The 20,530-nt window shown below is 59.9% G+C and carries 9 protein-coding genes; 5 read left to right on the top strand and 4 right to left on the bottom strand.

Annotation, left to right across the window (positions count from 1 at the left end; genetic code table 11):
* Window positions 1-20: 20 nt before the first annotated feature.
* On the bottom strand, window positions 21-1,466 hold the full coding sequence (locus ACZ5A6_RS12185) for an FAD-binding oxidoreductase (RefSeq protein ID WP_065662960.1): 1,446 nt from the start codon (window positions 1,464-1,466) through the stop codon (window positions 21-23).
* Between the two features lie 200 nt (window positions 1,467-1,666).
* Between ACZ5A6_RS12185 and denD the strand changes: the two genes are divergently transcribed.
* The 4 genes from denD to ACZ5A6_RS12165 all read left to right on the top strand — a co-directional run bounded on the left by denD (window position 1,667) and on the right by ACZ5A6_RS12165 (window position 6,448).
* Window positions 1,667-2,653 carry a D-erythronate dehydrogenase gene (gene denD / locus ACZ5A6_RS12180; protein ID WP_111799144.1) on the top strand — a complete coding sequence of 329 codons (987 nt, stop codon included), beginning with the start codon at window positions 1,667-1,669 and terminating at the stop codon, window positions 2,651-2,653.
* Window positions 2,650-3,552 (top strand): NAD(P)-dependent oxidoreductase, encoded by a 903-nt coding sequence (locus tag ACZ5A6_RS12175; protein WP_019566003.1) that lies wholly within the window; start codon window positions 2,650-2,652, stop codon window positions 3,550-3,552. The genes denD and ACZ5A6_RS12175 overlap by 4 nt, the downstream gene beginning before the upstream one ends.
* A 9-nt stretch (window positions 3,553-3,561) precedes the next feature.
* Entirely contained in the window at window positions 3,562-5,346 is a 1,785-nt protein-coding gene (locus tag ACZ5A6_RS12170) for an IlvD/Edd family dehydratase (protein ID WP_003516539.1), read from the top strand.
* A 127-nt stretch (window positions 5,347-5,473) separates the two neighbouring features.
* Window positions 5,474-6,448 carry a threonine ammonia-lyase gene (locus ACZ5A6_RS12165; RefSeq protein WP_174060546.1) on the top strand — a complete coding sequence of 325 codons (975 nt, stop codon included), beginning with the start codon at window positions 5,474-5,476 and terminating at the stop codon, window positions 6,446-6,448.
* Between the two features lie 13 nt (window positions 6,449-6,461).
* Here the strand turns inward: ACZ5A6_RS12165 and ACZ5A6_RS12160 are convergent, their stop codons facing one another.
* Window positions 6,462-7,565: an NAD(P)/FAD-dependent oxidoreductase gene (locus ACZ5A6_RS12160; RefSeq protein WP_174060545.1), complete on the bottom strand. Its 1,104-nt coding sequence runs from the start codon at window positions 7,563-7,565 to the stop codon at window positions 6,462-6,464.
* A 452-nt stretch (window positions 7,566-8,017) separates the two neighbouring features.
* Window positions 8,018-9,196 (bottom strand): M20 aminoacylase family protein, encoded by a 1,179-nt coding sequence (locus ACZ5A6_RS12155; protein WP_003516543.1) that lies wholly within the window; start codon window positions 9,194-9,196, stop codon window positions 8,018-8,020.
* A 567-nt stretch (window positions 9,197-9,763) separates the two neighbouring features.
* Between ACZ5A6_RS12155 and ACZ5A6_RS12150 the strand changes: the two genes are divergently transcribed.
* Complete coding sequence (locus ACZ5A6_RS12150) at window positions 9,764-18,259, top strand: glycoside hydrolase family 94 protein (RefSeq protein ID WP_464110948.1); 8,496 nt, start codon at window positions 9,764-9,766, stop codon at window positions 18,257-18,259.
* Between the two features lie 429 nt (window positions 18,260-18,688).
* Here ACZ5A6_RS12150 and ACZ5A6_RS12145 read toward each other — a convergent pair whose 3' ends face one another.
* The gene (locus ACZ5A6_RS12145; protein WP_464110947.1) at window positions 18,689-20,452 is read right to left on the bottom strand and encodes a glucan ABC transporter ATP-binding protein/ permease; all 1,764 of its coding nucleotides are present in this window, start codon (window positions 20,450-20,452) and stop codon (window positions 18,689-18,691) included.
* Window positions 20,453-20,530 lie beyond the last annotated feature (78 nt).

The following is a 20,530-nucleotide window of genomic DNA, read 5'->3' as shown; positions in this document are numbered from 1 at the left end:
CCGCCTTTGCTGTTTCTCGATTAGCTATCCGGTTGCAGGGTTATCTGGCAACCGGGATTCATCCGCAAATCGGGGTCGAAGGCATTTTTCAAACCCTTGATCATCCGGCGCTGCACATCAGATAGCCGGCTTTCGAAATCGGAGCGTTTCAGGCGGCCGATGCCGTGCTCGGCGCTGATGCTGCCGACGTAACGGTCAAGGACTTCGTTGACGAGGGTTTTCGATTTGTAGATGAAGGCTTCGCGCTCCTGCGGCGTTGCTCCGTTTGGCGGCAGCACGTTGAGATGGACGTTGCCGTCTCCGACATGGCCATAGGAAACCGCCAGGCATTCCGGCAGTTTTTCCGCCAGTTCAGCCTCTGCTTCGGCCACGAACGCCGCAAGTTTTGACAGCGGCACGGAAATATCGGTGCGCATATGGCTGCCGCGCAGCGCCTGACCCTCGTTCATGCCCTCGCGGAAAAGCCACAGCGATTGCGCCTGTGCTCGCGAGGAGGCGATGACGCCGTCCAGCACCAGACCGTCTTCCATGACACCCTCGAGGAACCGTCCCATCAGGTCGGCAGTGTCTACTAGCCCCGAGCCGGAAATTTCCATCAGCACGTAGGCCGGATAATCTCCGGCGATCGGCATTTTAAGGTCGGGGATTGCTTCGATTGCGAGCGTGAAGGCGACGGGCGGCATGAATTCGAAGGCGGACATCAGGTCGCAGCATTCGCGGCGGGCGCGGCGATAAAGCTTGATGGCGTCGTCCAGCGAATTGAGGCCGAGCAGTGCCGTCTCGACATGTTCTGGATTGGGGTAGAGCTTTACGGACACGGCCGTGATGATGCCGAGTGTTCCTTCCGCGCCGATGAAAAGCTGCTTCAGGTCAATGCCACGATTGTCCTTACGCAGCGTCGACAGGCCATTCCAGATGGTGCCATCAGGCAATACCACTTCGAGACCGAGCACCAGTTCGCGGGTCATGCCGTAACGCAGAACGTTGATGCCGCCAGCATTGGTGGAGACGTTGCCGCCGATGCGGCAGCTGCCCTGCGCGCCGAGCGACAGCGGAAAGAACATTCCCTTGTCCTGAACCGCATCCTTGAATTCCGACAGAATGCAGCCGGCTTCAACGACAGCCGAAAAATCGTCGCTGTCTATGGTGCGGATGGCGTTCATGCGCTCGAGGCTCAGCACGACCTGACGCTTTGGCTCATCGGGAATGCCGCCGAGCACCAGCCCGGTATTGCCGCCCTGAGGGATGATGGCGAGACCGAGTTCGGCGCAGGCGCGAACCGTATCGGAGACTTCCTTGGTCGAACGGGGGCGGATGACGGCTACCGCCGAACTGGTGACGTCGCCATGCCAGTCGCGGCAATAGCGCAGCATGTCTTCCTGCGATGTCAGCAGCAACGCCTCGCCCAGCCTGTTCTTCAGCGAGAACCGCAATTCCTCGATATCGTGTTCGCTCACGATCGTCATTCCACCCTCTCCGTCCAATCCGCCCTAAAATATCCGGGCAAAGGTCTTTCGCCCTTGCTTTTGCCGGTTTGTGAAAAAATACTATTTTCAATCAAACCATATAAGGTTATCAGACAACCTTACAAGCTAATTTATCGGTTCACGAGCCGATGATGTTTTTTCGGTCTCGGGAGAATGACCGGGCCAAAGAGGAGGAAGATATGCATATCGCAATCATCGGTGCTGCAGGCATGGTTGGCCGTAAGCTGACGCAGCGTCTCGTCAAGGATGGATCGCTTGGCGGCAAGTCGATTGACAGATTCACGCTTATCGACGTGTTTCAGCCTGAAGCGCCGGCCGGCTTCTCCGGTGCGGTTGATGCGCGCGCAGCCGATCTGTCCGCGCCGGGCGAAGCCGAAAAGCTGGTCGAAGCCCGCCCCGATGTGATCTTTCATCTTGCTGCCATCGTATCCGGTGAAGCCGAACTTGATTTCGACAAGGGCTACCGTATCAATCTCGATGGCACGCGTTATCTCTTCGACGCCATCCGCATTGCCAACGGCAAGGACGGTTACAAGCCGCGCGTGGTCTTCACCTCGTCGATCGCCGTATTCGGTGCGCCGCTCCCTTATCCGATTCCGGATGAGTTCCACACCACGCCGCTGACCAGCTACGGCACGCAGAAAGCGATCTGCGAGCTGCTGCTCTCCGACTATAGCCGTCGCGGTTTCTTCGACGGTATCGGCATTCGCCTGCCGACGATCTGCATTCGCCCCGGCAAGCCGAATGCGGCCGCTTCCGGCTTCTTCTCCAACATCCTGCGCGAGCCGCTGGTCGGCCAGGAAGCGGTTCTGCCGGTGCCGGAAAGCATTCGCCATTGGCACGCTTCGCCGCGTTCCGCTGTTGGTTTCCTTCTTCATGGCGCAACGATCGACGTGGAAAATGTCGGTCCGCGCCGCAACCTGTCCATGCCCGGCCTCAGCGCCACCGTTGGCGAACAGATTGAAGCGCTGCGCAAGGTTGCAGGCGAAAAGGCCGTTGCCCTCATTCGCCGCGAGCCGAATGAGATGATCATGCGCATGTGCGAAGGCTGGGCGCCCGGTTTCGAAGCAAAGCGCGCCCGTGAACTTGGCTTTACGGCTGAAAGCTCCTTCGAAGAGATCATTCAGGTTCATATCGAGGACGAACTGGGAGGTTCACTGAAATGAGTGTCGGCGGGGAGGAGAAGAAGCGGTCGGTTGCCTTTATCGGAACAGGCCTGATGGGCGGGCCGATGGCCCGGCGTCTGCTGGGCGCGGGCTTTTCGGTTGCGGTGTGGAACCGCAGCGTCGAAAAGGCTGAGGCGCTGGTTGCCGATGGCGCGGTTCTCGCGGCATCGCCGGCCGAAGCCGCCAGGGGTGCCGATATCGTCATCACCATGCTGAGCGATGGCAAAGCCGTGGGCGAGGTGCTGTTCGAGGCGGGTGTGGCCGAAGCGCTGGAAAAAGGCGCTGTTGTCATCGACAGCAGCTCCATTGCGCCGCCTATTGCGCGCGAACACTCCTCCCGGCTACGGGCAATGGGCATTCATCATGTCGATGCGCCGGTCTCCGGCGGTGTGCCGGGCGCAACGGCGGGTACGCTCGCGATCATGGCCGGTGGCGATGAGGCGCTGATCTCTGGTCTTTCGGATTTCTTCGCGCCGATGGGCAGGCTCACCTATGTCGGCCCCTCCGGTGCGGGCCAGCTTTGCAAACTCGCAAACCAGCAGATCGTCGCCATCACCATCGGCGCGGTTGCCGAGGCGATGATGCTTGTGGAAGCGGGCGGGGCATCCCGCGAAGGGTTCCGTAACGCCATACGTGGCGGTTTTGCCGAAAGCCGGATATTGGAATTGCACGGCGAACGCATGGTGAAGCGCAATTTCGCGCCAGGCGGACCCTCCAAGTTCCAGCTCAAGGATCTGAACGGGGTGCTGGCGACGGCGAAGGATTTGTCCCTGACGTTGCCTTTGACCCAGCAGGTAACGCGGGAGTTCGATGATTTCGTCAGCGATGGCGGAGCCGATATCGACCATAGCGGTATCCTGCTTTACCTCGAAAAACTCAACAACCGGGAACAGGGCTGAGGCGGTCTCATGAGCGACGACAAGACACCCGTGCGGCGGCTGCGATCCCAGGACTGGTTCGACAACCCTGACCATCTCGACATGACGGCGCTCTATCTGGAGCGCTTCATGAATTATGGCGTGACGCCGGAAGAGCTGCGTTCCGGTAAGCCGGTCATCGGCATCGCGCAGAGCGGCAGCGACCTGACGCCCTGCAACCGCGTCCATGTCGAGCTGGTCAAGCGGGTGCGCGATGGTATCCGTGATGCGGGCGGTATCCCCATCGAGTTTCCGACCCATCCGATGTTCGAAAACTGCAAGCGACCGACAGCGGCGCTTGACCGCAATCTTGCTTATCTCAGCCTGGTGGAAGTGCTTTACGGTTATCCGCTCGATGGCGTCGTGTTGACCACGGGCTGTGACAAGACCACGCCTTCGGCGCTGATGGCGGCAAGCACGGTTGATATTCCGGCTATCGTCTTATCCGGTGGGCCGATGCTCGACGGATATCATGACGGCGATCTGGTTGGTTCCGGCACGGTCATCTGGCGCATGCGCCGCAAATACGGCGCCGGCGAAATCACCCGCGAGGAATTCCTGCAGGCGGCGCTCGAATCCGCTCCTTCGGTCGGTCACTGCAACACCATGGGCACGGCCTCTACCATGAATGCCATTGCCGAAGCGCTCGGCATGTCGCTGACCGGCTGCGGCGCAATCCCGGCCGCTTACCGCGAACGCGGCCAGATGGCCTATCGCACCGGCCGCCGTGCCGTCGAACTGGTTGTCGAGAATATCAAGCCTTCGGATATCATGACGCGCGAGGCGTTTTTGAACGCGATCCGCGTCAATTCGGCGATCGGCGGTTCGACAAATGCCCAGCCGCATCTGGCGGCGATGGCGAAACATGCGGGCGTCGAACTTCGCGAGGAAGATTGGCAGGTTCACGGTTATGACATTCCGCTCATCGCCAATGTCCAGCCCGCCGGAAAATGGCTGGGCGAGAAATATCACCGTGCCGGCGGTACGCCCGCCATCATGTGGGAGCTTCTGAAGGCAGGCAAGCTTGACGGGAGCTGTCCGACCGTGACCGGCAAGACCGTGGCGGAAAATCTGGACGGGCGGGAATCGACCGACCGCGATGTGATACTGCCTTACGATAAGCCGCTCAAGGAACGGGCCGGTTTCCTCGTCCTCAAGGGCAATCTGTTCGATTTCGCCATCATGAAGACGAGCGTGATCTCGGCGGAATTCCGGCAGCGTTATCTGAGCGAGCCGGGTCGTGAGGGGATTTTCGAGGGCAAATGTGTGGTTTTCGATGGTTCGGAAGACTATCACGCCCGTATCAACGATCCTTCTCTCGATATCGATGAGCGCACCATTCTCGTCATTCGCGGGGCCGGACCGCTCGGCTGGCCGGGTTCGGCTGAGGTCGTCAACATGCAGCCCCCCGACGCGCTGTTGAAAAAAGGCATCACCAGCCTGCCGACAATCGGCGACGGCCGGCAATCGGGAACCGCGGACAGCCCGTCGATCCTCAATGCCTCGCCAGAAAGTGCCGCCGGTGGAGGGCTGGCATGGCTTCGCACGGGTGATGTGATCCGCATCGATTTCAATCAGGGCAAGTGCGACGCGTTGGTACCGGATGCAGAGCTTGCTGCCCGCAAGGCCGATGGCATTCCTGCGGTGCCTGCGGATGCCACGCCCTGGCAGCGCATCTATCGTCAATCGGTGACCCAGCTTTCGGACGGTGCGGTTCTGGAAGGGGCCGCGGATTTCCGCCGGATTGCCGAGAAGATGCCCCGGCACAACCATTGACCATTCATTTGCAAGCGCATGACGAAAGATCCCCGGCCGAGACCGGGGATTTTTCTTGTCCAGCCGGTTTCACTATTAATTGCGACCTCCTAATGTACACCCAACATCCGCATTACAGGGGCAGGGCATGACAGATATTTCGATGATTGAGGCAGCGCGCCAGCGCATCGGCGAACATGCGGTGCGGACACCGCTTCTGTCGTCGCATTTTCTGGATGAGATTGCCGGGCGAAAGCTGTTCGTGAAGGCCGAGTGCCTGCAAAGAACGGGTTCGTTCAAATTTCGCGGCGGCTGGTCGGCGGTATCCGGTCTGCCGGCCGATGTGCGCGCCCGTGGCGTGATCGCCTTTTCCTCGGGCAACCATGCGCAGGGCGTCGCGCTTGCTGCTCGTCTGCACGGCGTGCCTGCCGTCATCATCATGCCCTCCGATGCACCAAAAATCAAAATCGACAATACCCGCGACTATGGTGCGGAAGTGGTGCTCTATGACCGCGCGAATGACGATCGCGACGCCATTGGCGACCGCCTGTCGAGCGAGCGCGGACTGACCCTGATCAGGCCCTACGACGAGCCGCTGGTGATCGCAGGGCAGGGGACTGTCGGGCTGGAAATCGCCGAACAGGGCTTGGAACTCGGTATCGATGCGGCCGAGGTTCTCGTGCCCTGCGGCGGCGGCGGCCTCACATCCGGCATCTCCCTTGCCCTTGCGGCGAAAGCGCCGAACTACAAGGTCAGGACGTCAGAACCCGAGCGGTTCGACGATGTGGCGCGCTCACTCGCAGCGGGCAGGATCGAGCGGAATGCAACGACTTCCGGTTCGATCTGCGATGCAATCGTCACGCCTCAGCCCGGTAACATCACCTTCCCGATTATGGTTGGGCTTTGCGGAAAAGGCATTGCCGTGACCGAAGATGAAGCACTGCGGGCCATGGTTCTCGCCTTCAACAGGCTGAAGGTCGTCGTCGAGCCGGGCGGCGCGGTGGCCTTGGCGGCGGCGCTGTTTCACGGCAAAGAGCTGGAGAGCGAAACGGTGATTGCGGTTGCCTCCGGCGGCAATGTCGATCCGGAGATCATGGCGAGCGCACTGTCCCGTTTCGGCTGAGATCCGGGTGGGATCAGGCCTCGAGCCGAGCCGCAACCTCGTTGGCTATCGCCAGCGAGGCGGTGAGACCGGGGCTTTCGATGCCGAAAAGATTGACGAGACCGGCAAGGCCGTGGCTTTCCGGCCCGTCGATGCGAAAATCCATGGCCGGTTCGTCGGGTCCTGAAATCTTCGGCCGGATGCCCGAATAGGCCGGGATCAGCGCGTGTTCCGGTAGGCCCGGCCAATAGCGGCGGATCGCGTCGCCAAAACCCTCCATGCGGCGGGGATCGACGGCATAATCAATGGTGTCGACCCACTCCACATCCGGCCCGAAACGGGCCTGACCGGCAAGATCCAGCGTCAGGTGCACGCCAAGGCCGTGGGTGTGCGGAGCGGGGTAGATGAGCCGTGAAAAAGGCGACTTGCCGGTCAGCGAAAAATAGCTGCCTTTGGCGAAACGCGCCTCCGGGATCGTGTGCTTCGGCAATCCCTCGATCTGTTTTGCCGCCAGCGGTGCCAGAAGGCCGGCGGAGTTGACGAGTAGCCGGCATGTCAAGCTGAGAGGTTCCTTGCCGCCAACGTGAACGCGGAAACCGTTGCCGGTCGCTTCCGCCCTTTCGAATGGTGCATTCAGGGCGAGGGCTGCGCCATGGTCTTGCGCGTCGCCGAGCAGCGCCAGCATATAACCATGGCTATCAATGATACCGGTCGAAGGTGAAAGCAGGGCCGCTACGCAGGTGAGCGCAGGCTCGAGCGACAGCGCCTGCGTGGCATCGACCAGTTCGAGGTCGTCGCAGCCATTGGCGTTACCCTTTTCCTTGAGGGCCGCCAAGAGAGCCGTCTCGTCCGCGTTCGCTGCCACGATGAGTTTGCCGCAGCGGCGGTGCGAAACGCCATGGCTCTGGCAGAACGTATAAAGCCGCTCCCTGCCTTCAACGCAAAGGCGTGCCTTGAGGCTGCCTTCAGGATAATAAAGCCCGGCGTGAATAACCTCGCTGTTGCGCGAAGAGGTGGCGGAACCGAATTCCTTTTCGCCTTCGAGGATGATGACGGAAAGACCACGCATCGCCAGCTCGCGGGCCGTCGCCAGTCCGATCACCCCGGCTCCTATGATGATGGCGTCTATATCCGTCATGGTCCTTATCCGAGCCTGCCAATGATTTTGAACGGAAATGCCGTCTGCGACGTTGATCCTGCGCAATGGGTAGATTGATGCTTGTCCGGCGGCAAGTCGCGATCCGTATTTTTCCCAATGCGCCGAACTTATGGAATTTTATCTCTACTGAAACAGTGGGGAATACAGCTATTCTTTACGGGAAATGAGCAGTGCCCGCTTTGACGGGCCGAGCAGGGAAGGGAGTTGTACAATGTCTTATTCCAAGGCCGGAAAAGCAAAAGACTTTGTCTCGCAGCCCCAGTCGCAGCGAAACTGGAGAGATTCGGTTCACGCGGCTCTTGTCGGCGTGTGCGTGGCTTTTGTCGCGGCGGTCATACTCGGTCTCGTTCCCTGATCCTCCCAGATTTTCTCATCAGGACACTTGAGAAAAAAAGGCCGGTCGCTCCTCCGACCGGCCTTTTTATATTCATTCACGCCTTCAGATAATCCTCCGCCAGATCGACCCAGAAGGCGGTTCCGATTGGTAGGATATCGTCGTTGAAGTCGAATTTCGGATGGTGCAGCGGCGGGTCGTTTTCGGTGCGCGCGGTGCCGAGGAAGAAGTAGCAGCCGGGCCGTTTTTCGAGCATGTAGGCGAAGTCTTCCGCGCCCATGGACGGGCGCTGCATTTCAACCACCTTTTCCGCCCCGGCAAAACGACGGGCCAGACCGGCGACATAGTCCGTTTCCGCCTTGTGGTTGACGGTCGCATTGTAGCCGCGCTCGTAATCGAGCGTGACACTCATGCCATAGCTGGCCGCCTGGCCTTCGGCTATCGCCCGGATACGCTTTTCCAGTTCGTCGCGCACACCCGCGTCGAAGGAACGGATGGTGAGCAGCATCTCCGCCTTCTCGGGAATGACGTTGCTCGCAACACCAGCATGGAATGCGCCAACAGTGACGACCGCCGACAGTTGCGGATGGATGTTACGGGACACCACCGTCTGCAAGGCCATGATGATACTGGCGCCCGCAACGATAGGGTCGGCCGCATCCTGCGGTTCGGCGCCGTGGCCGCCATATCCGTTGACGGTGATCCTGCATTCATCGACGGCGGCAAGGATCGGGCCGTCGCGCAGGACGAATTGTCCGAAGGGCACGCCGGGATCGTTATGGAGGGCAAAAACCGCATCGCATGGGAAGCGGTCGAACAGTCCGTCCTCGATCATGATGCGGGCGCCGCCGAAATTCTCCTCCGCCGGCTGGAAGATCAGATGCAGGGTCCCATCGAAATTCCTGCGTTCGGCGATGATCTTCGCGGCTCCCAGGAGCATGGCCGTGTGTCCGTCATGGCCGCAGGCATGCATGACGCCATCATTGGCGCTTGCATATTCCGCTCCGGTTTCCTCACGGATCGGCAGGGCATCGATATCGGCGCGAATGCCGAGCGTGCGGGCACTGTCGCCATTGCGGAGCGTGGCGACGATACCGGTTCCGGCAAGTCCGCGCGTTACTTCGTAACCCATTTCCACCAGCTGTCCGGCAATGAAATCCGAGGTCTGGAATTCGGAAAGACCGATTTCGGGATGCCGGTGCAGGTGGCGGCGGATTGCCACCACATCCGGCATATGGTTGGCGAAGGAGGCTATGTTTGCGGTCTGTCTGGTCATTTTCGAAGTCCCTGGTTACGCCGCTTTTTTCCAGCGCTTTTTGCAAATTTCATAGCAGCATATACGCGGGCATGTAAGGGGCGTTCCCGGAGCCGGAATGCCTTGAAATTCATCGCTTGCATCGTATCGCGACAGGTGGCATGGAACTATAGACGTCCTGGGGCATTAGCGTTTCGGATGTGGCGCAGGCCTTCTCGGCCTCGCGTTGCCCTTCAGGTGTCAAAGGGGGACTATCTGACGTTGCGCGAACAATTTTCGCCGTGGGGGAAGGTGCGAAATCCGGTTGGAACGGCATTGCCGGGCCATAGGGCGAAATTTTCCTGTCGTCGAAAATCCATTCTCCGCAGAGATCCCCGGCTTTGCATGCTCGGAGGGATCGCGCAGCAAAACGCCGTGCTTGCGGATATTCGCCGTTTGACGATGCGTTGCACACAACGTCTGATCCGGTTCACCGAAGGTTCAGGATAAGTCATAAATATAGCGTGGCCCGATTTCGTGCGTATTCCCGCCACGGACGAAACGCTGGTCAAGTCGAACAATTCTCCATAAAGTTCAGAATACGAGCCGATGTCATTTCATATTACCCCGACCGCCGCCGCCCGTGATTCCGAGACGAAGCAGATCGATCACAATGATTCGATCCGCGCGTCCTATATGACGGTCGAGGAACTGCATGATGCCGGTGCCGCGCTTTCGCGCGACGGTGCCGATACCCTTCCCGGCTTCATGGAGTTCGACTTCTTCGAGCGCCACCGTGAGAACGAGAAGGAAATCCTGCGGGTCTACCGCACAACGGCCGTCGACGCGGAAAATGGCGCGACGATAACGCCGGCGGCGGAATGGCTGCTCGACAACCACTACGTCATCGAAGAGGCGATCCAGGAAGTCCGCCGCGATTTTCCGCGCAAGTTCTATCGCCAGCTGCCGACAATGACGGTGGGCGGCGTGACGATCCCGCGGGTCATGGCGCTCGGCTGGCTTTATGTCGCCCATACACACAGCACGGTCTCGCGCGAGAATATGACGGCGCTGGTGGATGGCTACCAGACGTCGAAGACGCTGCAGATCGGCGAATTGTGGGCGCTGCCCTCCATCATCCGTTTTGTCCTCATCGAAAATCTTCGCCGCATTTCCATTCGCGTGGAACGCTCGCGCCGCATGCGCCAGAAGGCGAATGAAGTCGTCGACGAAATCATTCGCCTGAACGATGCGGAAGCCTCCGCAGCGCTCCTCAAGCAGGTCGATTCGCTGGTCGATGACCCGACGTTTGCGACGCAGTTCCTCTATCGCCTCAGAAACGGCTCGCAGACTTCGGGTTTTGCGGTGGCCTGGCTTGAAGAACGCCTGCATGCTGCGGGCACCGACGCTGAAAACGTCATGATGTCGGAACACAACCGGCTGGCCTCCGGCAATGTGACGATGGGCAATATCGTCAAGAGCCTGAGGGAAATCGACGATACCGAATGGTCGGTGTGGTTCGAGGAAGTCAGCCATATCGACAAGGTCCTGCGCGAGGAAACCGATTACGAGATTCTCGATTTCGGTTCGCGCAACACCTATCGCAACACGATCGAGCTTCTGGCGCGTCGCTCCCCCAAGACAGAGGTAGAGGTCGCGCGTGCCGCCGTGGAAATGGCGAGATCCGGCGAGCCTGCCGAGGTGTCTGAAAACCATCGCGTCAATGTCGGCTCCGTACTCGTCGGCGAGCGCCGGTTCGAGCTTGAAAAGGTGCTCGCTTACAGGCCGCTGGTCTCGCAGCTTATCGTCCGGTCTATGCGCAAGTTCAACTGGCTCGCAATTGCGGCGCCAGTGTTTCTCATCACCGCGCTCGTCATGCTTGCCGTCGGCTGGTTCCTGGCCGAAGCGGGGATGCCCTGGTATGTGGTGACCGCATTCCTCTTGATGTTTGCATTACCTGCTTCGGAAGGCGCGACCGGTCTGTTCAACACGCTCGTCACTTTCTTCGTGAAGCCGTTCCGGTTGGTCGGATACGAGTTCAAGAACGGTATTCCACAGGACGCCCGCACGCTTGTTGCCGTGCCTTGCATGTTGACCAGCCGCGACAGCGTCGATGAGATGATGCGCAATATCGAGGTGCATTATCTCGCCAATCCGCATGGCGAGATTTATTTCGCGCTGGTCAGCGACTGGCGCGATGCCCAATATGAGCAGTCCGGCGACGATCTCGAGATTCTCGAATATGCCAAGCGCGAACTGTCGGCGCTGAACAGCCGTTATGCCTTCGATGGCAAGACGCGTTTTTACCTGCTGCACCGCCGCCGCATCTACAACCCGTCCGAAGGCTGCTGGATGGGCTGGGAGCGCAAGCGTGGCAAGCTTCATGAACTGAACATGCTGCTGCGCGGCGACAAGGACACGACATTCCTCGGTGGCGCCAATATCGTGCCGGCCGATGTCAAATACGTCATGACGCTTGATGCCGATACGCGCCTGATGCGCGATGCGGTGACCAAGCTCGTCGGCAAGATGCATCACCCGATCAACCGCCCCGTCATCGATCCGGTCTCGGGACGTGTGGTTGAAGGTTATGGCCTGTTGCAGCCGCGCGTTACGCCTTCGCTGACGACGGGCAAGGATGCCTCCGTCTTCCAGCGTGTCTTCTCGATCAATCGCGGTATCGACCCCTACGTCTTTACCGTTTCCGACGTTTATCAGGACCTGACCTCCGAAGGCACCTTCACCGGCAAGGGTCTTTACGACGTGGATGCCTTCGAGGCGGCGCTTAAGGGCCGGATCGAGGAAAACTCCATCCTCAGCCACGATTTGCTCGAAGGATCCTTTGCGCGCTGCGCGCTGGTGACCGATGTGGAACTGGTCGAGGATTTCCCGACCCGCTACGAGGTGGAAGTCTCGCGCCAGCATCGCTGGGCGCGTGGCGACTGGCAGCTGCTTCCCTATATTCTCGACCGCGCCCGTGGTGTTACCGCGATCGGCCGGTGGAAGATGGTCGATAACCTGCGCCGTTCGCTGACGCCGATTGCCTGGTTCTTTGCCTCGATCCTCGGCTGGTATTTCATGGACCCGCTCGGTGCGCTGATCTGGCAGATCCTGCTGATCTTCTCGCTGTTCGTCGCTCCGACGCTCTCGCTGCTTTCCGGGCTCGTGCCGCGCTCCACTGATATCGTGCCTCAGGCGCATTTCCACACCATCTGGTCGGAAATCCGCGCCACCAATGCGCAGGTTGCGTTGCGTATCGTCTTCATTGCCGATTCTGCCTGCATGATGACTGATGCAATTGTCCGTTCGCTCTACCGTCTGCTCGTCAGCCACAAGCTGATGCTGGAATGGCGCACCGCCGCCAGCATGCAGTCTAGCGCCCAGGGCGGCATCACCTATTACTTCCGCCAGATGTGGCATGCGCCTGTTGTGGCCATGCTCGGCCTGTTGTTTGCGGCGCTGCCCGGTGACAATGCCTTCCTGATCGGCATTCCCTTCACACTGCTCTGGGTTCTGTCTCCCGCCGTTGCCTGGTATGTCAGCCAGTCGGCGGAAACCGAAGACCGGCTGTTCGTTTCGGAACACGTCTCTTTCGAGCTTCGCAAGATCGCGCGTCGCACGTGGCGTTATTACGAAGCCTTCGTGACGCCGCAGGAAAACCACCTGCCGCCGGACAACTTCCAGGAAACGCCGGAGCCGATTGTTGCCTCGCGTACATCGCCTACCAATATTGGCGTTTACCTGCTTTCCATCATTTCGGCGCGCCAGTTTGGCTGGATCAGCTTTGCCGATACGCTGGAGCGGATCGAGAACACGATCCAGACCGTCGAGAAGATGGAGAAACATCGCGGCCATCTCTACAACTGGTACCATACGGACACGCTGCAGACGCTTGGTCCCCGTTACGTTTCGGCGGTGGACAGCGGCAATCTCGCCGGTCACCTGATTGCGGTTTCGTCTGCCTGCCGCCAGTGGGCAGAAGCGCCTTCCGCGCATCTTCAGGGTAATCTCGACGGTATCGGCGATCTCGCCGGTATTCTGCGCGAAACGCTGAAAGCGCTGCCTGACGACCGCAAGAACCTGCGTCCGCTGCATCGCCGCCTTGAAGAACGCATCATCGGTTTTTCGAACGCTCTTGCCTCGGTCAAGCGCGAGCATGAATTCGCATCGATCCGCGTCATCAATCTTGCGGTACTCGCGCGCGACATCCAGAAGCTCGCTACCAATGTCGATCACGAAGTGAAGTCTGCGCAGAGCGCGGAAGTGACCCGCTGGGCGCAATTGCTCGTGGATTGCTGCGAGGCGCATATTTCAGACAGCGCCATCGACCTCACCAATATGGAGCCGCTACGCCAGCGTCTTGCATCGCTGCGCGACCGCAGCCGCAACCTCGCTTTCTCGATGGATTTCACGTTCCTTTATCGCAAGGATCGCCGTCTTCTGTCGATCGGCTACCGCGTCGAAAGCAAGGAACTGGATGAGGCCTGCTACGACCTTCTGGCGTCCGAATGCCGCCTGACCAGCCTGTTTGCCATCGCCAAGGGCGATCTGCCGACCGAGCACTGGTACCGTCTCGGCCGCCAGGTCGTGCCGATCGGTGCGCAGGGCGCGTTGGTCTCCTGGTCGGGTTCGATGTTCGAATATCTGATGCCTCCACTTGTCATGCAGGAGCGTCAGGGTGGCATTCTCAACCAGACCAACAATCTGATCGTCAAGGAACAGATGAACCACGGCCGCCGTCTCGGCACGCCATGGGGCATTTCCGAAGCGGCGTTCAACGCCCGCGATCACAACATGAACTACCAGTACACCAACTTCGGTGTGCCGACGCTTGGCCTCAAGCGCGGTCTCGGCCAGAATGCTGTCATCGCACCCTATGCGTCGATCCTTGCAAGCCAGTACGATCCTGACGGTGCGCTGGAAAACCTCGACAAGCTGCGCAAGCTTGGCGCGCTTGGACAGTACGGCTTCCATGATGCCGTGGATTTCACGCCGACACGTGTGCCTGACGGCAAGGTCTGCGCGGTGGTCTACAACTATTATGCCCACCACCACGGCATGTCGATCGCGGCTGTCGCCAACGTCGCCTTTGACGGTGTGTTGCGCGAACTCTTCCATTCCGACCCGGTAATCGAGGCGGCCGAACTCCTGTTGCAGGAAAAGGCACCGCGCGAAGTGCCTGTCATGAGCGCCAAATACGAGCCGGAAACCCCAGGCAAGGAACAGGCAGACCTGCTGCGTGCGGAAGTGCGCTCCATCGCCGACCCGGCCGTGCGCGACCGCGAAGTGGTGTTTCTGTCGAACGGCCATTATTCGACGATGCTCACCTCAACCGGTGCTGGATATTCGAAATGGAACGGTCAGGCGATTTCCCGCTGGAAGGCCGACCCGACCGAAGATCGTTGGGGAACCTTCATCTTCCTGCGCGATACCACCAATGGACAATGGTGGAGTGCGACGGCTGAGCCGCGTGTCATCGAAGGCGAAAAGACCAAGACGATCTTCACCGACGACAAGGCCGAATTCCACAAGAATGTCGGCGATCTGCAGAGCGTCGTTGAATGCATCGTCGCCACCGAGCACGATGCCGATGGCCGCCGCGTCACGCTGCTCAATGTCGGTTCCGAGGATCGCTACATTGAAGTGACCTCCTATATGGAGCCGGTCATTGCGTCGGAAGACGACGACAACGCCCATCCGCTGTTCTCGCGCATGTTCGTGCAGACGGAGATCGGCCGGCGCGGCGATGTGATCCGCGCCTGGCGTAACCGCCGCAGCCCGAATGAGCCCGGAACGATCATCGCGCATCTTGCTGCCGATAACGCCGGCCCATCGCGCCCGACGGAGTTCGAGACGGACCGTGCCAAGTTCATCGGCCGCGGCAGATCGCTCGGTGAAGCGGCTGCATTCGATACGGGTGCCACGCTTTCCAACACCGACGGCTTCACGCTCGATCCAATCCTGTCGTTGCGCCGCACTGTGCGCGTACCGGCCGGCAAGAAGGTGAGCGTGATTTTCTGGACGATTGCCGCGCCGAGCCGCGAGGAAGTCGACAAGGCGATCGACCGTTATCGCCATCCTGACGCATTTGCCCACGAACTCGTGCATGCATGGACGCGCACGCAGGTGCAGATGCGCCATGTGGGTGTCACTTCGCAGCAGGCCGCCGCTTTCCAGCATCTTGGCCGTTATCTGACCTATCCGGACATGCATCTGCGCGCGGATTCGGAAACGCTGAAAACGGGCCTCGCTTCGCAGCGGGCGCTTTGGCCGCTTGCCATTTCGGGCGATTTCCCGATCTTCAGCCTGCGTATCAACGACGATATGGACATGGATATTGCCCGTGAGGCGCTCAGCGCCCACGAATATCTGCGTTCGCGCGGCGTGATCTTCGATCTCGTCATCGTCAACGAACGGGCCGCGTCGTATGCACAGGATATGCAGCATGCGCTGGATCATATTTCCGAGGCACAGCGTCGAATCAATCCCGCCGATGGTGGTAGGCCGCATGTGTTCTCCGTTCGCCGCGACTTGATGGACGAAGAGACCTGGAGCGCGCTTCTGGCGGCCTCCCGTGTCGTGCTGCATGTGCGGAATGGCAAGATTGTCGACCAGATCAACCGCGCCGTGTCGCTTTTTGCGGCGCATCGCGGTCCTGACGGCGCTACTGAGGCCGCGCAGGCTCGCCTGCCGGTGCCTGCGTTCCCCGTCGCTGAGGCTGTCGAGGATGCCGGCGATCTCGATTTCTGGAACGGTTTTGGTGGTTTCGCCAAAAGCGGAGAGGAATATGTCGTGCGCCTGCATGGTGGGCAATCCACGCCGCATCCTTGGATCAACGTCATCTCGAACGAAAGTTTCGGCTTCCATGTGTCGGCGGAAGGCGCTGGTTTCACCTGGAGCCGCAATTCCCGTGACTATCAGCTGACACCCTGGAGCAACGATCCGGTCATCAACCGGCCGGGCGAGGCCTTCTATGTTGCCGATGTGGAAACAGGAAAGCTCTATACGCCCTGTGCTGCCCTTTCGCGTGATCCGGAAGCCCTGTTCGAAACCCGTCACGGTCTCGGTTACTCCGTAATGACCGGCAGGACGGATAAGCTTGAAGTCGAGGTGACGCAGACGGTAGACCGTGAAAAGCCGGTCAAGTTCTCGCAGCTCATCGTACGCAACAAGGGTTCGAAAAGCCGCCGCCTGAAAGTCTATGCTTATGTGGAATGGGTGCTGGGCAATAATGGCCAGAAATCTGCGCCGTTCATCCTGAGCAGGCACGATGCCGGCAGCAATGCGATTTTTGCTTCGAACCCTTACAGCATCGACTATAGCACCCGCACTGCCTTCCTGACGCTCGACAGCGAGGCAAGCGGCTTCACCACCAGCCGCCGTGAATTCATCGGCCGCTTCGGTTCTGCACAGGCTCCGCAGGGCATCGTGTCCGGTGCGGCACTCAGTGGCAGCACCGAGGTGGACGGCGATCCCTGCGCCGCCTTGATGCAGGAAATCCACCTGAAACCGGGCGAAGAACGGCATATGACCTTCATTCTCGGCGATGCCGACAATGCGGAGGAGGCGGCAACGCTGGTCGAACAAGTCCGTGCGGCGGATTTCCAGTCGGTGCTGGAGGGCAGCAAGGCGTTCTGGACTGACTTTACCGGCCAGTTGCAGGTTACCACGCCCGATGCCGGCTTCAACCACATGGTCAATAGCTGGTTGCCCTATCAGGCGCTGGCGTGCCGCATCCTGGCGCGCACGGCCTTCTATCAGTCGAGCGGCGCCTTCGGCTTCCGTGACCAGCTTCAGGACACGCTGGCATTCCTGCTCTACCAGCCGGATCTCGCTCGCAAGCAGATCCTGCGTGCGGCAGGCCGCCAGTTTGCTGAAGGCGACGTCCAGCATTGGTGGCTGCCTTTGACCGGTGCCGGTGTCCGCACGACGATCTCTGATGACGTGGTCTGGCTCGCTTATGCGATCAACCAGTATGTCTCGGCTACGGGTGATGCGGCCATACTTGATGAAAGCATCCCCTTCATCAAGGGACCGGCATTGATGCCGGGGCAGCACGATGCCTTCTTCCAGCCGGAGACGAGCGACAAATCCGCTAGCCTCTACGAACACGCGGCGCTAGCGCTTGATCTCGCGATCCATCGCACCGGCGAAAACGGTCTGCCACTGATCCTTGGCGGTGACTGGAACGACGGCATGAACCGTGTCGGCATCGGCGGCAAGGGCACCAGTGTCTGGCTTGGCTGGTTCCTGGCCGGAGCGCTTCGCGACTTCATCGCGATCGCCGAAAAGCGCGGTGATGCAGACCGTGTCGGCAGGTGGTCGGCGCATCGCGAAAAGCTTCGCAATGCTCTCGAAACTGCGGGTTGGGACGGCAGCTACTACCGTCGCGGTTATTTCGACGACGGCACGCCGCTCGGTTCCGCCACCAGCGAGGAATGCCAGATCGATTCACTTGGCCAGAGCTGGAGCGTTCTTTCCGGCGAGGGTGAGGAAGGCCGGTCACGGCAGGCGATGGACGCTGTCATTGAGCATCTTGTCGATGAAAAGGCCGGTATCATCCGTCTGTTCACCCCGCCATTCTCGCGGGCACCGCATGATCCGGGTTATATCAAGGGATATCCGCCGGGTGTGCGCGAAAACGGCGGACAATATACCCACGCGGCGACCTGGGTAGTGCTTGCCCTTGCCAAGCAGGGGCGTGCGCAGGAGGCGTGGAACTGCTTCAAGCTGCTCAACCCCGTCAACCATGCGCTCGACGCGGCATCCTCCGAAACCTATCGGGTCGAACCCTATGTGGTGACCGCCGATGTCTATGGTGAGGGCGCTTATGCAGGTCGCGGCGGCTGGAGCTGGTACACGGGTTCCGCCGGCTGGCTCTATCGCGCCGCGATCGAGGGCATTCTCGGTATCACCCGAACCGAAGGCAAGCTTCACATCGCGCCGTCGCTGCCCGAAGACTGGAGCGGCTTCTCGGTGAAGATCACGCTGGACGGTAAAGCAAAGGACATCGTCGTCAGCCGTAAGGCCGGCACGGCGGAGGTCTCTGTATCCGTCGACGGCAAGCCCCTGTCGGCTGACGATCGGGTGATCCCGTTCGACTGACGACCGGCTCTACGTTTGCTTTTAAAATCAGGCTCCTGCGGTGACGCAGGGGCCTGAATTTTTATTGTGGCTGCCCTAGTATTGTTTGTCTGCACGGAGGCGCGGTAACAGCTTTGTCCTGGCGGGTATCTCCAGCATCATCTCATGAGAGAAATGACACAGCCTCGCGACGGTCTTGCAAGGGCCAACGAGAATGTGAGCCGCGCTCCTCTCGACGTGGCACGCAGGCAGAGCAGTTTTACAGGGCCATGTTTCTGCGCTGTTGGATCGCTGAATGCTGATGGCCAAGGCTAAGGCTAAGGCTAAGGCTTGGCCCTTTCCTGCATTATCAAGGCACATGTCTCCAGCTTCGCAGACTTTGGAAAACGGACAAAGAAAAAGGGCGGACACCACGGTGCCCGCCCTTATTATATTCCGTAAGCCAGAGTGTCAGGAGGCGATGGCTTTAGGCCGGGGCTGGCCCTCTTCCCCTGTCAGCAGGCCGCTGGTGCGCAGCAGCGAGGTGAAGCGTCCGCCACGCTGGCTGAGCTCGTCGAACGTGCCCTTTTCAATGATACGGCCCTGATCGAGGAACAGCACCTGATCGGCATCGCGCACCGTGGAAAGGCGGTGAGCGATGATGAAGGTCGTGCGGTTCATTCTCAGCGCGTCCACGGCGGCCTTAACCCGTGCTTCCGTTTCCACGTCCAGCGCGCTGGTTGCCTCGTCAAGGACCAGGATGGGAGCGTTCTTCAGGATAGCACGCGCAATGGCGATACGCTGGCGCTCGCCACCGGACAGGCGGTTGCCGCGTTCACCCACCTGGGTCAGGTAGCCGGTTATACGGCTGTCGATGAAATCCGTCGCAGCAGCAGCTGCTGCTGCTTCCACGACCTCCGCGTCGGTAGCAGATTCGCGACCAAGGCGGATGTTTTCGCGGATGGAGCGGTTCAGAAGGCCAGCATCCTGGAACACGGTGGCGATGGAGTTTCTGAGCGAGTTCTTCGTCACCGTCGAGATGTCGGTTCCATCGATCAGAATCTGGCCTGAATCCGGATCATAGACACGCTGCAGAAGATTGATGAGCGTGGTCTTGCCCGCGCCCGTCGGTCCGACGATGGCAATCGTCTGGCCGGCCTTGGCCGTAAACGAGATGTCGTGGACGCCCTGCTTGGTGTTGGCGAAACCGAAATTGACGTTGCGGAACTCCACGGTGCCGGAGACATTGGACAATTCCCGGGCGTCGCCCGGTTCTTCCCGTTCCTTGACGGAATCCTCGAGCACGAAGAAATCCTCGAGCTTTGCGCGCGCCTCGAAAATCTGGGTCACGAACTGACGCATCTGATCGAGACGGCCGATGAGAAGATTGGCGAAACCGATGAAGGCAATGACGTCACCGACGCGCAATTCGCCGTTCTTCACCAGCACGGTGCCGATGACGAGGATGATCATCATCGAAACAGTGGAGGCAGTGCGATTCAAGGCACTTGCGAAAGCCCACCAGTCGAGCACCGGATATTGGGCGCTCAGCAGTTTTTCGGTGAAGGATTTCAGCGCCTTCGTTTCAGCCTCGATGCGGTTGTAGCTGTGCAGGACGGACACGTTGCTGATGGAATCGCTGACATGGGCAAAAACGCTGTGATAATGCTCCTCGACCGAAGCCTGGCCATCCTTGGTGCGGCCCATCACCCACTTGCCAATGAACCAGTAGACGATGCCAAGACCGATCAAGACGAAGCTGAGGCGCAGGTCCATGGCAATGGCTGTCGGAATAAGCAGTACGAGTGCGACGAAAGTCGCCAGATGCGTGCGCATGAATTCGAGCCACAGGCCGAACAGCGTCTCGCTGGCGCGCAGAAGCGTATGCAGCGCGTTCGAGGTGCCTCGCAGATGGTGCCAGGAGAGCGGCATGGAGATGATCCGGCCGAAGGCTTCCGTCAGGAGGGTCGCGCGGCGACCGTGGGCCAGCCGGTCGGCCTCGCGGGCGACAGCGACATAAGCCACGGTGTTGAAGACGCCGAAACCCGCCCACAGGATGAGGATGGACGTGACATCGGAGCCGGAGGAGATGGCGTCGATGATCCGTCCAAACAGCACGGGTTCGGCAATGGTGATCGCTGCAAGAATGATGTTGGCGATGACAACGATCAACACCCGCCATTTATGTACGGTCAGATAGCGCAGGGCGCGTGTGTAAACCTGAAACAAAGTCAAATTTTCAATCCAGTCCAGCGTCTGTTTCGAGCGGTTGATTGTTCGGTCTCAATACAATGCTGTTTTAGCAAGGTTGCA

This window comes from Agrobacterium sp. 6Ca8 (assembly GCF_055382765.1).
The sequence above is the reverse complement of the archived record's forward strand: the minus strand, read 5'-3'. Positions and strand labels throughout refer to the sequence as shown.